Source organism: Blastococcus sp. SYSU DS0552, from assembly GCF_054050815.1.
The window spans coordinates 14,066-27,396 of record NZ_JBJHAB010000009.1; the positions used below are offsets into that span (position 1 = coordinate 14,066).

Annotated in this window: 12 protein-coding genes; 10 read left to right on the forward strand and 2 right to left on the reverse strand. The window is 72.5% G+C overall.

Going from position 1 to position 13,331, the window contains the following annotated elements; translation table 11 throughout:
* The first annotated feature begins 4 nt into the window (after positions 1-4).
* From ACI8AG_RS10855 to ACI8AG_RS10870, 4 genes are all read left to right on the forward strand, one after another.
* Positions 5-1,216, forward strand: coding sequence for a 5-(carboxyamino)imidazole ribonucleotide synthase (locus ACI8AG_RS10855; protein WP_456597053.1), 1,212 nt, complete (start codon positions 5-7; stop codon positions 1,214-1,216).
* A gap of 10 nt (positions 1,217-1,226) precedes the next feature.
* Positions 1,227-1,757 carry a 5-(carboxyamino)imidazole ribonucleotide mutase gene (purE, locus tag ACI8AG_RS10860; RefSeq protein WP_456597054.1) on the forward strand — a complete coding sequence of 177 codons (531 nt, stop codon included), beginning with the start codon at positions 1,227-1,229 and terminating at the stop codon, positions 1,755-1,757.
* An 83-nt stretch (positions 1,758-1,840) separates the two neighbouring features.
* Positions 1,841-3,007 carry a polysaccharide pyruvyl transferase family protein gene (locus ACI8AG_RS10865; RefSeq protein WP_456597055.1) on the forward strand — a complete coding sequence of 389 codons (1,167 nt, stop codon included), beginning with the start codon at positions 1,841-1,843 and terminating at the stop codon, positions 3,005-3,007.
* A gap of 36 nt (positions 3,008-3,043) precedes the next feature.
* Entirely contained in the window at positions 3,044-4,198 is a 1,155-nt protein-coding gene (locus ACI8AG_RS10870) for an acyl-CoA dehydrogenase family protein (protein WP_456597056.1), read from the forward strand.
* Between the two features lie 67 nt (positions 4,199-4,265).
* Here ACI8AG_RS10870 and ACI8AG_RS10875 read toward each other — a convergent pair whose 3' ends face one another.
* Positions 4,266-4,862: a DUF305 domain-containing protein gene (locus ACI8AG_RS10875; RefSeq protein ID WP_456597057.1), complete on the reverse strand. Its 597-nt coding sequence runs from the start codon at positions 4,860-4,862 to the stop codon at positions 4,266-4,268.
* A 258-nt stretch (positions 4,863-5,120) separates the two neighbouring features.
* Between ACI8AG_RS10875 and ACI8AG_RS10880 the strand changes: the two genes are divergently transcribed.
* Positions 5,121-5,498, forward strand: a complete 378-nt coding sequence (locus ACI8AG_RS10880) for an ArsR/SmtB family transcription factor (protein WP_456597058.1) — start codon at positions 5,121-5,123, stop codon at positions 5,496-5,498.
* Between the two features lie 215 nt (positions 5,499-5,713).
* Positions 5,714-6,124: a hypothetical protein gene (locus tag ACI8AG_RS10885; protein WP_456597059.1), complete on the forward strand. Its 411-nt coding sequence runs from the start codon at positions 5,714-5,716 to the stop codon at positions 6,122-6,124.
* 15 nt (positions 6,125-6,139) lie between these two features.
* Here the strand turns inward: ACI8AG_RS10885 and ACI8AG_RS10890 are convergent, their stop codons facing one another.
* The gene (locus ACI8AG_RS10890; RefSeq protein WP_456597060.1) at positions 6,140-6,961 is read right to left on the reverse strand and encodes a DUF1028 domain-containing protein; all 822 of its coding nucleotides are present in this window, start codon (positions 6,959-6,961) and stop codon (positions 6,140-6,142) included.
* A 406-nt stretch (positions 6,962-7,367) separates the two neighbouring features.
* On the opposite strand from ACI8AG_RS10890, the gene ACI8AG_RS10895 reads away from it, so the two are divergent.
* The 4 genes from ACI8AG_RS10895 to ACI8AG_RS10910 all read left to right on the forward strand — a co-directional run bounded on the left by ACI8AG_RS10895 (position 7,368) and on the right by ACI8AG_RS10910 (position 13,256).
* Positions 7,368-10,448: an arabinosyltransferase domain-containing protein gene (locus ACI8AG_RS10895; RefSeq protein ID WP_456597061.1), complete on the forward strand. Its 3,081-nt coding sequence runs from the start codon at positions 7,368-7,370 to the stop codon at positions 10,446-10,448.
* A 132-nt stretch (positions 10,449-10,580) separates the two neighbouring features.
* Positions 10,581-11,615: a glycosyltransferase family 2 protein gene (locus ACI8AG_RS10900; protein ID WP_456597062.1), complete on the forward strand. Its 1,035-nt coding sequence runs from the start codon at positions 10,581-10,583 to the stop codon at positions 11,613-11,615.
* Positions 11,575-11,994, forward strand: a complete 420-nt coding sequence (locus ACI8AG_RS10905) for a GtrA family protein (RefSeq protein ID WP_456597063.1) — start codon at positions 11,575-11,577, stop codon at positions 11,992-11,994. Before ACI8AG_RS10900 ends, ACI8AG_RS10905 begins: the two co-directional genes overlap by 41 nt.
* Positions 11,991-13,256, forward strand: coding sequence for an NAD(P)/FAD-dependent oxidoreductase (locus tag ACI8AG_RS10910; RefSeq protein ID WP_456597064.1), 1,266 nt, complete (start codon positions 11,991-11,993; stop codon positions 13,254-13,256). The genes ACI8AG_RS10905 and ACI8AG_RS10910 overlap by 4 nt, the downstream gene beginning before the upstream one ends.
* Positions 13,257-13,331: the final 75 nt, after the last annotated feature.

Below are 13,331 nucleotides of genomic sequence, written 5' to 3' on the forward strand. Positions count from 1 at the left end.
CCCGATGGCCGCTCCTCTGGACCCACGCACCCGACTGCCCCTCGTGGCGATGGTCGGGGGTGGACAGCTGGCGCGCATGACGCACCAGGCCGCCGTCGCGCTGGGCCAGTCGCTGCGTGTGCTGGCCGCAGACCCGGGGGAGTCCGCCGCGCTGGTGACCGCGGACGTCCGGATCGGCGACCACCGCGACCTGGCGGATCTGCGGGCGCTGGCCGACGGGGCCACGGTGGTCACCTTCGACCACGAGCACGTGCCCACCGAGCACCTGCACGCCCTGGTGGCGGAGGGCACCCGCGTGGCCCCCGGTCCGGAGGCCCTGGTGCACGCGCAGGACAAGCTCGTGCTCCGCCGAGCGCTGGCCGCTGCGGGGGAGCCGCAGCCGGCCTGGGCGGAGGTCCGCGCGGCGGCCGACGTCGCCGCTTTTGCCGAGGCGCACGGTTGGCCGGTCGTGCTCAAGACCCCCCGTGGTGGCTACGACGGCAAGGGCGTGTTCGTCGTCGGCGACGCCGGGGCCGCCGCGGAGCTCGTCGAGCGGCACGGCACCCTGCTGGCGGAGCAGCGGGTGGCCATGGTGCGTGAGCTGTCGGCACAGGTGGCCCGCTCGCCGTTCGGCCAGGTCGCGGTGTGGCCGGTGGTCGAGACCGTGCAGCGCGACGGCGTCTGCGCCGAGGTGTACGCCCCCGCCCCCGGGCTCTCCGCCGCGCTGGCCACCGCGGCGCAGGAGCTGGCCGTCCGCATCGCCGACCGGCTGGGCGTCGTCGGCATGCTCGCGGTCGAGCTGTTCGAGACCGCCGAGGGGGTCCTGGTCAACGAGCTGGCCATGCGCCCGCACAACTCGGGGCACTGGACCATCGAGGGCGCCCGCACCAGCCAGTTCGAGCAGCACCTGCGCGCCGTCCTGGACTACCCGCTGGGCTCGACGCAGATGGTCGCCCCGGTCGCGGTGATGGCCAACGTGCTCGGCGGTGCCGCCGCGGCGGAGGGCTGGTCGGGGCCGGCGCTGGACGAGCGGATCCACCACCTCATGGCGCACTGGCCCGACGTGAAGCTGCACTGGTACGGCAAGACCCAGCGGCCGGGCCGCAAGCTCGGCCACGTGACCGCCCTCGGGGCCGACCTCGAGGAGGTGCGGGCGCGAGCGGTGGCGGCCGCCCGCTACCTCGCCGACGGCGTCGTCGACCCGGCCTTCGCCTTCGCGCACGACCACGAGCACTGAGGAGCAGGGTATGAGCGACCCCGTCGTCGGCATCGTGATGGGCAGCGACTCGGACTGGCCGATGATGCAGCCGGCCGCCGAGGCGCTCGCGGAGTTCGACGTCCCGTGGGAGGCCCACGTGCTCTCCGCGCACCGCACGCCCCGGCGGATGCTCGACTACGCCGAGCAGGCCGCCGGCCGCGGGCTGCGGGTGATCGTCGCCGGCGCCGGGGGCGCGGCGCACCTGCCGGGGATGGTGGCCGCGGCCACGCCGTTGCCGGTCATCGGCGTGCCCCGCCCGCTGGACCGGCTCGACGGGCTGGACAGCCTCCTGTCGATCGTGCAGATGCCGGCCGGCGTGCCGGTGGCGACCGTCGGCATCGGGGGCGGCCGCAACGCCGGGCTGCTGGCGGTGCGCATCCTGGCCGCGGGCGACGAGGAGCTGCGCAGCCGGGTCGAGCGGTTCCAGGCCGATCTCGCCGAGACGGTCGTCGCCCGCGACCGGACACTGCAGCACCGATTGGTCGCGGACGGGTCCGGGCCGTCCCGCACGAGTTCGTGACCTGACGCTGTGGCGTGGTTTCCTGTCCGGGGACAGGCGGCGCCTCTGGTCTGATGCGCTGCCGCGGACGGAGGGCCTCGCGGATGCACTACCTCATCGGTACGGCCGGTCACCCCAATGTGGGCGACGAGTTGATCACTCGGACCTGGCTGCGGTTGCTCGCTGAGCGTGATCCCGACACCGATGTGTGGCTCGATTGCGCCAACCCGTCAGGGGCGCAGGCTCTCCTGGCAGATGCGCACCCTCGGCTCCGGTGCGTGGACACCCTCTACCGGCTGTGCTGGGAAGCCCCGTCGGACTCACCATGGCAGGTCGCCGAGTTCGTCGGCTCCGCGCTCGACGAGCACGGCCTGGCCCCGCGCTGGCTGCCAGGCCTGGGGTTGTTCGGCCGCGCTGCCACCGTTCACGTCGTGGGAGGCGGCTACATCAACGACGTGTGGCCGCGCCACCTGGGTCTCCTGGCAGCGCTCCACTGGGCGGCGCGTCGAGGGGCCCGCACCGGGGTCACCGGTCAGGGGTTCGCGCCCCTGAGCGACGGCAACGCCTCGCTCGTCCGACACCTGCTCGCCGACGTCGATGTGGTCGACGTGCGCGACGAAGTGAGCGCGCGGTTGATCGACCGCCCGTCAAGCCACAGCGGCGACGACCTGTGGCTGGCGGACCTGGATTCACTGGTCGATGTCGAACGGGCTCGCGACTTCGACGCTGTGGTGTGCGTGCAGGGTGACATGCTCGAGGTGGACATCGACGCTCTGATCGATCAGTGCCTCCGGCACCTGCGGCACTGGGGGGTGAGGGCCGGACGCACGGCGATCGTCGAGTGCATCCCGCGGGTGGACCGGATCGTCTTCGACCGGCTGCGGCACCTGGTTCCGGAACTGCACTTCGTGCCCTGGATCGACGTCCTTGAGCGGGGCTTTCCGGCCGGGCCGCACCAGCGCTGGTTCAGCACCCGGTTCCACCCCCACCTGGTCGCCGCGTGGGCGGGTGCACGCGGGGTCGCCGTCCCCGTGCGCCCGGGTTACTACGACGTCAAGCACGGTTCGCTGCTCGAGGCGGGCTCGGGCTGGCGTCTGCTGCCGGCGGGCGCGCCCGAACTCGACGACCTCGGCCGCCCGGAACGGTCGCCGGTGGGCGTGGCGGCGACCGGAGAGCGGGTGCGCGCCCGAAAGCTCGAGATCGCCCGCACGTTGTACGGCTGGGCCCCGTCGGTCATGGCCGGCGACACCCGGCGAGCGGCTACCGCATGAGCCGGACGCGGTGGACGGTCGGCGTATCCTCTACCCGTGAGTAGCAGAGGCGGTCTGTACGAACTGACCGAGGAGCACGAGGCGATCCGGTCGGCGGTGCGTGACATCGCCGAGCGGGAGATCGCGCCGCACGCGGCCGAGGTGGACGCCGACTCCCGGTACCCCGTCGAGGCGCAGAAAGCCCTGACGGCCGCCGGCTTCCACGCCACCCACATCCCCGAGGAGTACGGCGGCGAGGGCGCGGACGCGATCGCGACCTGCATCGTGATCGAAGAGGTCGCGCGGGTCGACGTCAGCGCCTCGCTGATCCCCGCGGTCAACAAGCTCGGCTCGATGCCGATCATCCTGTCCGGGTCCGAGGTCGTGAAGCAGAAGGTGCTGCCCTCGATCGCCTCGGGTGACGCGATGATCAGCTACGGCCTCTCCGAGCGGGAGGCCGGCTCCGACGCCGCCGCGATGAAGACCCGCGCCCGCCTCGACGGCAACTCCTGGGTGCTCAACGGCACCAAGGCCTGGATCACCAACTCCGGCATCTCCGAGTGGTACACGGTCATGGCCGTCACCGACCCGGAGAAGGGTGCCAACGGCATCTCCGCCTTCGCGGTGCACCGCGACGACCCGGGCTTCGCCGTCGGCCCCAAGGAACGGAAGATGGGCATCAAGGGCTCGCCCACCTGCGAGCTCTACTTCACCGACTGCACCATCCCGGCCGACCGGATCATCGGCGCGCCCGGCACCGGGTTCAAGACCGCGCTGCGGACGCTGGACTTCACCCGGCCGACCATCGGCGCGCAGGCCGTCGGCATCGCGCAGGGCGCGCTCGACGCCTCCGTGGCCTACGTCAAGGAGCGCAAGCAGTTCGGCAAGGCCATCGGGGAGTTCCAGGGCGTGCAGTTCATGCTCGCCGACATGGAGATGAAGATCCAGGCCGCCCGGCAGCTGGTCTACGTCGCCGCCGCCGCGGGGGAGCAGGGGCGGCCCGACGTCACCCGCGTCTCGGCCTCGGCCAAGGCGTTCGCCTCCGACGTCGCCATGCACGTGACCACCGACGCCGTCCAGCTCTTCGGCGGTGCCGGGTACACCCAGGACTTCCCGGTCGAGCGCATGATGCGCGACGCGAAGATCACCCAGATCTACGAGGGCACCAACCAGGTGCAGCGCATGGTGATCGCCCGGAGCCTGCTGAAGTAGCCACCGCGAGGGCCCGGCTGCCCGGGCCCTCACCGGCGGGTCCTCGACGCGGAGAACGTCCCCCGGATCAGCCCGTCGGGCAGTCGCGCAGGGCGGAGCCGGTGAACTCCGGAACGGGCCGGGCCTGCGCCTCCTCGAGGGTCTCGGCCTCACCGTTCTCCTGGATGTCCTGGATCAGCCACTCCATCTCAGCGATCTCCCGCTCCTGGGCCTCGATGATCTCGACGGCCAGCTGGCACACCCGGACGTCGGTGATCTCGGCGCGCTCGGAGCGGGTGATGGCCAGCGAGTGGTGCGGGATCATCGCGCTCATCCAGTTGACGTCGTCCACGGTGACCTGGCTGCGGTCGAGGAAGATCCCGCCGCCCAGCAGCAGGAGGCTCGCCGCCACGATGGCGATGTTGCCCTTCACGTTCTTGTACATGGAGAGCATCCAGGCGAGCATGACCAGCCCCATGGTCCCGCCCATGGTGAGCGCCATGAACACGCGGCTCTCGCTGAACCGGACGTGGCTCCACTCCCACGTGCCGGCGAACATGGTGAAGTACATGACCACCATGGACGTGCTGATCATGGCCGCGAAGCGCAGGTACATCTTCGTCTCGTGGGACATGCCGCCGCCCTGATCGTGCTCGTCGCCGTCGTGGTTCCGCTTCGTCGCCATGGATCCGCTCTCCGTCTCTCCGTCGCCCGTGCGCGCAGCCGCGCGCGTCGTCCACGCAGCCGCCGCGACGGCTGCGCTCTCGTCCCACGGTGATCCCCCGGTGCTGACGTGCGGGACGACGGCGTCGCGGGATCGAGGCGACGGTCCGCATGCCCGTACGGTCGTACGGGCAAACGCGGACGGGGCCCGGCCGCGAGCCCGGGACGGCGGCGTGCCCGTGGATCCGTACGGGTAGGGCGTCCGCGGAGGTGCCCGCCGATGCCTGGCTCCCTGCACGCCCAGCCGGTCGACCCCGAGCGGACGGCCCATGCCCGCGCGCGGCTCCCCGGCCGGGAGGAGGCCGCCCGGCTGACCAGCGTGCTGAGCTTGATGGCCGACCCCACCCGAGCCCGGGTGCTGTTCGCGCTCGACGTGGTGGAGGAGCTCTGCGTCGGCGACCTCGCCCTGGCCCTGGAGGTCAACGAGGACGCCGTCGGCTACGCCCTGCGGCTGCTGCGCACGGCGGGTCTCGTGACGAACCGGAAGCAGGGGCGCGTCGTGTACTACCGGCTGGCGGACGGGTTCCCCGCGCCGCTGCGGGAGCACTGCCTGCGTCGGCTGGTCGTGCTCGCGGAGGCGGCGCCCGAGGACGACTGACGACGGCGACGACGGATTCGGTGAGCAGCCGGTGCTCGACCAGCCCCTCGATGTCGACCTCGACGGGCGGCGAATCCTCTCCTTCCGGGCGTCGTCGGCCGCCATCGCCTCCGACGACGTGCCCGCCCACCTCCGGTACACCGAGTTCGAGGACGGCGCGCTGCGGTTCGAGCCGCGGCGGAGGCGCTGCCCTGGCGCCTCCGGGCACCTTCCACATGCGGTCGTGTGTCAGCGGCACCGGGACCGGTCCGAAGGCGACCGTCGGCCTGGACAGCGGGACGGGGCCGCTGGACCTCGTCGACCAGTACGGCAGCCCCCGGTGGTCAGCGGGTGGGGCCGGCTGGGGGCAAACCTTCGCCGATGCGGCGCCGGGTCCGGTCGAGCGGATGCGCGACCCCATGACCGCCATCCGCGGGCTGCTGGATTTCGAGCTCGGGCCGGTCGTCTCCGTCACCGGCGGCACCCTCCTGCGCCCGGTCCGCGCGGGGCGCCCGCTACCACACGACGACGCGGACCTGGCCTACCTGAGCCGGGACGAGTTCCCCGGGCCGTGGACGGAAAGGGCTGGGGACGCACCCCGGGAGATCCACCCGTCGTGCTGGCGCGGATGCGGCCGGACACCCTGAGCCGGTCGGTCCCGGTCAGTCGAGCAGCCGGGACACCGCCGACAGGCGCGCGTCACCGGCCATGGCGCTCAGCCACGCCGACCAGTCGGGGCGGGCCCGCATCGCCTCCAGCGCCTGACGGGCCGCCTCGCGGTCGCCCCGCCCGGAGGCGGCGAGCGCGGCGTACAGGTCGCGCGCGCCCTCCGGTGCGAACAGGGCGAGGTACTCGTAGTCCCGCTCGTCGTAGGCCCGCTGCAGGTTGCGCAGCATGCGCAGCTGGCGCACCGGGTGGCCGGAGTCGTCGACCCGCAGGTCGATGCGCACGCCGTCGTCGTCGTCGGACGGGTGCTCGCCGCTGACCACCAGCAGCGCGGCCGACTGACGGCCGCGCAGGTCGCCCCCCGCCTCCTGCCCGGCGGTGAGCGCGGCCAGGAGCCGGTCGGCGAGGTCCCCGCCGCCGGCCGTGAACGCCTCGGCCATCGCGGGGAGCACGGCGTCCGAGGCGAGCATGTTGCCCTGCACGCTGAACCCGTCGCCCAGCAGGTGGCCGCTGACCGGGAAGCACCCCCGGCCGGTGTCGGCGGCCACTCGGCCGGTGGCATCGAGGACAGCGATCTGCCGGTCGGCGTCCTCGGCGCTGTGCGCCGCCCGGCGCACGAGCGCGGCCGGCGCACCGCCGTCGGCCAGCCCGCTCAGCAGCGACCGTCCCAGACCGCGGCGGCTGCGCGCCTGCGCGGCGACCACGCCCAGCCCCGGATGCGCGCTGGGCACCGCCCGGCCCACCGCGAGGATGCAGGAGGAGACGGCGACGCCGAGGTCCCCGGAGCCCGGGTCGCGGGCGAGGACGGAGAAGGTCACCGTGGCCCTGCCGGGTGAGAGACACGGCGGCGCGGCGTCGCCGCCTCCTCGCTGAGCACGTGACCAGGCGCTCCGTCCTCCCGCCCGACGGTGACCGGAGGGGCCGCCGGGTGCTGCGCCACGGGTCCCGGCGCGCTCCGTCCCGGCGCCGAGGATAGCCGCCGCATACCCGGACCGGTCCGTCCCACCAGTCACTTCCGAGACGTGTCGCTCACCAGCGCTCGGCCGTCCCTGGCGCCTCGGAGGGGGTGCCGATGTGGGCTACGCTCGGTGCCCGGGGAGTGGTCCCGGGCCTGGTCCGGCAGGTCGCCACCGAGCCCGCGCTCGCCCGGCCGCCCTCCCCCCGCTCAGACGCACCATCAAGCTCGCTGCGGCACAGAGGCCCCGGGCAATCGAGAGGCGCCACGTGTCGACGACGCTCTTGCAGGCCGGGCCGGGTCCCGCTGCGCCCGCACCGTCCGGCCGGAGGGGACGCCTGCGGGGCGTCGCCGCGCTGCTGGTCGGTCTGCTGGGCATGGGCCTGGCCGTGGCGGTGCCCTTCGCGCCGGTCGTGGCCGACCGCACCGAGGTGAGCTGGCCGTCGGCGGGTGAGCAACCGACCTCCACCACCGCGATGTTCGTGCCGTACCGCCCCGCCGAGCTGCAGGCCAAGGTGCCCTGCGCGGCGGTGCGGACGGCGCTCGACACCGATGACCGGACGACGCTGCTGGCGACGTCGCTGGTCCGGGACGACGGCCCGGCGTCGGGGCTGGTGGTCGACACGGAGTCCGGGCGGCTGCGGGTGGCGGTCAACGGGAGGGTGGTGCATTCCACGACGCCCGACGGGGCCGACTGCGACGTCCGGGTCGCCTCCGACGACGCCGGCACCACCGTCACCGTCGGGGACGGCCCACCGACCGTGCTGGGGAGCGAGCCGGTTCCCGAGGTCTCCGCGTTCACCACCGATCTGTCGCCCGAGGACGCGGAGGGGACGACGGTCACCGCGCGCACCCGCACGTGGTTCGAGAGCGTGCCGAGCGCGCTCAAGCTCGGGATGATCGGTGCCCAGATCGCACTGGGGCTGCTGTCGCTGGTGCTCCTGTCGCGGTGGCTCGTGCGGCCCTCCGGCACGGAGCGGACCCGCCCTGCGACGCCCCTGCGGGGCCGGCTGCTGGTCCTGGGCTGCGACGCCGCGGTGGTGCTCGCGCTCACGCTCTGGGCGGTGATCGCGCCGCAGACCGCGGACGACGGCTACGCCTTGATGACCATCCGCAACGGCCTGGTGAGCGGGGACATCGGCAACTACTACCACTGGTTCAACGCCGCGGAAGCGCCGTTCACGCTGGTGCAGCACGTCGTCCAGCCGTTGGCCGCCGTCTCCGCCGCCCCGCTGTGGCTGCGCCTGCCCAGCTACCTGATCGGCATCCTCGCGTGGTTCGTCGTCAGCAGAGGGGTGCTGCCGGTCGTGGTCCCGCGGTCGTCCCTGCGGCGCCTGGCATCGGTGCTTGCGGCGGTGTTCTTCCTGGCCTGGTGGCTGCCGTTCAACCTCGGGCTGCGACCGGAGCCGTTCGTCGCGCTCGGCGTGGTCACCGTGCTGGCGCTCCTGCTGCGCGGGACCGCCCCCACGGCTCGCCGTCCGCTGCTGCTCATCGGTGCCGCGGCGCTGGTCGTGGGCATCTGCGCCTCGGTCACCCCGTCCGGTGTACTGGCCCTGGCGCCGGTGCTCGCCCTGTTCCCGCGCATCTGGCGGGTGCTGCGGCCCGCCGATCCCGCGGTGCGCCCCTCGTGGTGGACGACGGTGGGCGTCGTGGCGCTGCTGGGGGGCCTGGCGAGCACCGGACTGGTCGTGATGTTCGCCGACCAGTCCTGGCACGGCGTCGCCAAGGCCACGGAGCTGCACACCCAGATCGGCCCCAACCTGGAGTGGTACCAGGAGATGGAGCGCTACAGCTTCCTGATGGGGGTGGGCATCCAGGGCACGGCCACCAAGCGCCTGGCGGTGCTGCTGACCATTGGGATGCTCCTCGTCGTCGTCGCGCTGCTCGTGCGCCGGCTGCCTGCCTTGCGCGCGTTCCCATCGGCGCACCTGCTCACCGGCACGATGGCGCTGGGCTTCGTGCTGCTGTTCGTGACCCCGTCGAAGTGGTCCCACCACTTCGGCTCCCTCGCCGGGGTAGGCGCGGTGTTCCTGACCCTCGGCTCGCTGGTGGTGGTGCAGCTCGTCCGAGTGCGGGCGCGCGACCGCGTCACGGTCGCGACCGCGCTCGCCGGCGCGGGTGTCCTGGCGCTAGCCGCCGCGCTGGCCTTCTCCGGCGCCAACGCCTGGCTGCTCTACGACGAGTACGGCCTGCCCTTCTCCGACCGCCCGGTCGGGCCGCTCGGCAACCCGGTGGTCTGGCTCCTGGTGGCGGCCGGCGGAGCGGGCCTGCTGTGGCTGGGCGCGCGCAAGGCGGGCACGGGTGGGGTGCCGGTCCTGGTGGCGGCGCCCGCGCTCGTCTGCGTCACAGCCGCCGGAGCGTCGGTCGTGCTGCTACTGGCCGGGTTCAGCCTCGCCCCGCTGCGGCAGGCCGAGGCCGGGAGCTACTCGTTGGCCGGCACGAACCTGGAGGCCCTGACCGGCGGGGGATGCGGCATCCCCGAAGCGGTCGAGGTTCTGATCGACGACCCCGACGGGCCGCTGGAGCCGGTGCGGGACGACGGCGGGCCCGAGGACGAGCCCGCCGGCGGATTCGTCCCCGGCGCCGGCTACCTGTCCCCGCCGCCGGGCGGTGCCGGCTCGGGGCCGGCGACCTACACATGGGGCAGCCTGGACCGTGGCGAGCGGACCACCGGCGAGCTCGTCAGCCCCTGGTTCGGCCTGCCGGAACTGGCCGACGGCCAGGACGTGGCGGTCAGTGCAGCCGGGCGGACCGGCGGCGGGAACCTCGTCGAGCTGGAGTTCGGCCGGTCCGGTGACGGATCGAGCAACACCCCGCTCGGCACCCAGGTGATCGGCCAGGGTGGCGACCAGCCCACGTGGCGTCCGTTGTCCGTCGCCGCGGCCGACGTCCCGGCCGGCGCCGACCGGGTGCGGGTGCGGGCCGTCGACGCCACCACGGACATCGGCGGCTGGCTCGCGGTCACCGGGCCGCGGGTCCGCGCCGCGGAGAGCCTGCAGGCCTTCCTCGACGGCCGGGGCCCGGTGTTGCCGGACTGGCCGCTGGCTTGGCACGTGCCGTGCGTGGGGAACTTCCCGGTGGTGGCCGACGGCCTGGCGCAGACGCCGACCGTCGTGATCGCCGCCCCCGGTGGCTACGCCGATCTGGCGTCGATCGCCTACCTCCCCGAGCAGGGCGGCAGCTTCGCCGGGGTGTCCATGGCCCAGGCGCGGGAGGTTCCGAGCCGGCTGGTCGGTGCCCCGCAGCGGGAATGGGGCCACGTGCTCGAGCTCGACTACCCTCTCGGCCGGGACCTCTACGACCGAGCGACGGAGCAGATTTCGCTCTGGGGCTGGGAAGGTGACCGCTGACATGGGCGCACCTCTTCCCGCGCTGAGCGCCGCCGGACGGAGCCGCTGCTGACCCCGAACGGCTTCCTGCTCAGCTGCGACGATCGAACGACCCGGCTACGCCGGGCGACGACACGACCACGGAAGGCCGCAATGGCGACCCCTGTCATCGAACCCGACCACACACCTGAGGCCCGGGCCGTGGTGACGGAACCACCGCACCGACGGCTCGTCTCCTACGTGCTCCCCGTCTACAACGAGGCCGACGGGATCGAGAAGTTCCACGACCGGCTGTTCGCCGCCTCGCGGGAACGGCCGGACCTGGACTTCGAGTTCGTCTACGTGAACGACGGCTCCCGGGACGCGTCGCTGGAGATCCTGGAGAAGATCGCCGAGTCCTGCGAGCAGGTCCGGGTGGTCAACTTCTCCCGCAACTTCGGCCACCAGATGGCGATCACGGCGGGCCTCGACTACGCCCGGGGCGACGCGATCATCGTCATGGACACCGACCTGCAGGACCCGCCCGAGGTGAGCCTGGAGCTCATCAAGGCGTGGGAGGGCGGCGCCCAGATCGTGTACGCGCAGCGGCGCAGTCGCAAGGACACGCCGATGAAGCGCTTCACGGCGCACGCCTACTACCGGCTCCTGCACCGGTTCGCCGACATCGAGATCCCGGTGGACACCGGCGACTTCCGGCTGATGGACCGGGCAACCACGGACCTGCTGCGCTCGCACCGGGAGCGCAACCGCTTCGTGCGCGGGCTGGTGGCCTCGCTGGGCTTCAAGCAGGCGGCCGTGCCCTTCGACCGCGACGAGCGGACGTCGGGCGAGACGAACTACCCGCTGCCGAAGATGCTCCGGCTCGCCGCCGACGGCGTCACCAGCTTCTCCACGGTCCCGCTGAAGATGATCACCCGGCTCGGCCTGGGCACGGTCGTCCTCGCCGTCCTCGGCATCCTCTACGCAGTCGGGTTGCGGCTGTTCTTCCCCGACGTCTCGGTCCCCGGCTGGACCCTCCTGATGATCATGGTGCTCTTCCTGGGCGGGGTGCAGATGCTGTCGCTGGGGGTCATCGGCTCCTACGTCGGACGCATCTACACCGAGGTGCAGGCACGCCCGCTCTACATCGTGGAGAAGGTGGTGGACCATGGCGACGGCGGACAGCAGGCTTCGCGCGCCGGCGCGTGAGCTCTGGCAGCGCCACCGGCAGTTCTTCGTCTACCAGCTGATCGGGGTCTCGGGCGTCCTGCTCGACCTGGTCCTCTTCCTCGTCCTCTACAACGTGGTGGGGATGCACGAGCAGCTCGCGACGGCGTTGAGCACCTCGGCGGGCATCACGAACAACTTCCTGCTCAACAGCTACCTGAACTTCCGCAAGCGGGACGGGATGCTCCGCCGGTTCGCCCGGTTCTACTCGGTGGGCCTGCTCGGCATCGCGCTCGTCGCGGTGCTGCTCCTGGCCTTCCACACCTGGCTGGGGGTGGACGCGAACATCGTCAAGGTCGTCTCGATGCCGATCGTCGCGATCTTCCAGTTCGTCCTCAACAAGAGATGGAGTTTCGGATGAAGATCGGCATCATCGGTGCCGGCGCCACGGGCCTCACCGCGGCGTACGACCTGGTCAAGGACGGGCACGACGTCACCGTCCTCGAGGGCGCGGACGAGATCGGCGGGCTGGCCGGTTCGCTGGTGGTGCAGGGCACGCCCCTGGAGCGCTACTACCACCACATCTTCGAGACCGACCGCGCCATGATCGACCTGATCGAGGAGCTCGGGCTGGGGCCGAAGCTGACGTTCCACTCGACCACGACCGGCATCTACCACGACGGCCGGCTGCACGACTTCTCCACGCCCCTGGAGATGCTGAAGTTCCCGCCGCTGCGGTTGATCGACCGCGTCCGCTTCGGTGCGTCGTCGGCGATGCTGAAGGTCATCCGGAACGGCGAGCGCCTGGGCGACCGCCGCGCGCTCGACTGGGTGCACCGCTGGGCCGGCCGACGGGCCAGCGAGGTGATCTGGGAGCCCCTGCTCACCGGCAAGTTCGGGTCGCGGGCGTCGGAGATCTCCATGGCCTGGCTGTGGGCCCGCATCCACTACCGCACGTTCAAGCTGGGCTACATGGACGGCGGGTTCCACCAGGTGTACGACGGGCTGCTGCAGGCGGTGGAGCAGCGGGGCGGCAAGGTGGAGCTCGGCAAGCGGCTGGCGCACATCGCGCAGCCCGACCCGGCCGGCCCCGTCCAGGTCCGGACGGAGGACGGCGCGCAGTACGAGTACGACAAGGTCCTGGTGACCGTCCCCCAGCCGGTGTTCGCGCAGGCCGCGGGCGCTGCACCGGAGGATGCCCTCCAGCGGGCGGAGTACCTCGGCGCCACCTGCTTCGTGCTCGAGTGCGACCGCAGCGTGATCCCGTACTACTGGCTGAACGTCAACGACACCTCGTTCCCGTTCCTGGCCGTCGTCGAGCACACCAACATGGTCTCCAGGTCCGACTACGGCGGCCGGCACGTCGTGTACGTCGGCAACTACGTGCCGCGCGACGACTGGCGCTACACCACCGACCCCGCCGAGCTGCTGAAGCAGTACGAGCCGTGGCTGCGCAAGCTGAACCCGGACTTCGACCTGTCGTGGGTGAAGGACTGGCACTTCTCGCGCGCGCCCTTCGCCCAGCCCGTCGTCACCCCGGACTACCGGGAATCGATCCCGCCGCACGAGACATCGATGCCCGGGGTCGTCCTCGCCACGATGTCGCAGATCTACCCGCAGGACCGGGGGCAGAGCTACGCCGTCGCGATGGCCCGGCGGGTCGTGCAGCAGTACTTCCGCTGAACCGTCCGCCCGGCTGATCTCCCGGGGGCAGTGGCCACGACGTCCTCCCGGCGTCGTGGCCACTGCTGTTCCGGG

Bases quoted from the DNA above. Each gene is read 5' to 3' on its own strand.
- ACI8AG_RS10855 (WP_456597053.1), top strand. From the start codon at position 5: ATGGCCGCTCCTCTGGACCCACGCACCCGACTGCCCCTCGTGGCGATG.
- purE (WP_456597054.1), top strand. From the start codon at position 1,227: ATGAGCGACCCCGTCGTCGGCATCGTGATGGGCAGCGACTCGGACTGG.
- ACI8AG_RS10865 (WP_456597055.1), top strand. From the start codon at position 1,841: ATGCACTACCTCATCGGTACGGCCGGTCACCCCAATGTGGGCGACGAG.
- ACI8AG_RS10875 (WP_456597057.1), bottom strand. From the start codon at position 4,862: ATGGCGACGAAGCGGAACCACGACGGCGACGAGCACGATCAGGGCGGC.
- ACI8AG_RS10880 (WP_456597058.1), top strand. From the start codon at position 5,121: ATGCCTGGCTCCCTGCACGCCCAGCCGGTCGACCCCGAGCGGACGGCC.
- ACI8AG_RS10885 (WP_456597059.1), top strand. From the start codon at position 5,714: ATGCGGTCGTGTGTCAGCGGCACCGGGACCGGTCCGAAGGCGACCGTC.
- ACI8AG_RS10900 (WP_456597062.1), top strand. From the start codon at position 10,581: ATGGCGACCCCTGTCATCGAACCCGACCACACACCTGAGGCCCGGGCC.
- ACI8AG_RS10905 (WP_456597063.1), top strand. From the start codon at position 11,575: ATGGCGACGGCGGACAGCAGGCTTCGCGCGCCGGCGCGTGAGCTCTGG.
- ACI8AG_RS10910 (WP_456597064.1), top strand. From the start codon at position 11,991: ATGAAGATCGGCATCATCGGTGCCGGCGCCACGGGCCTCACCGCGGCG.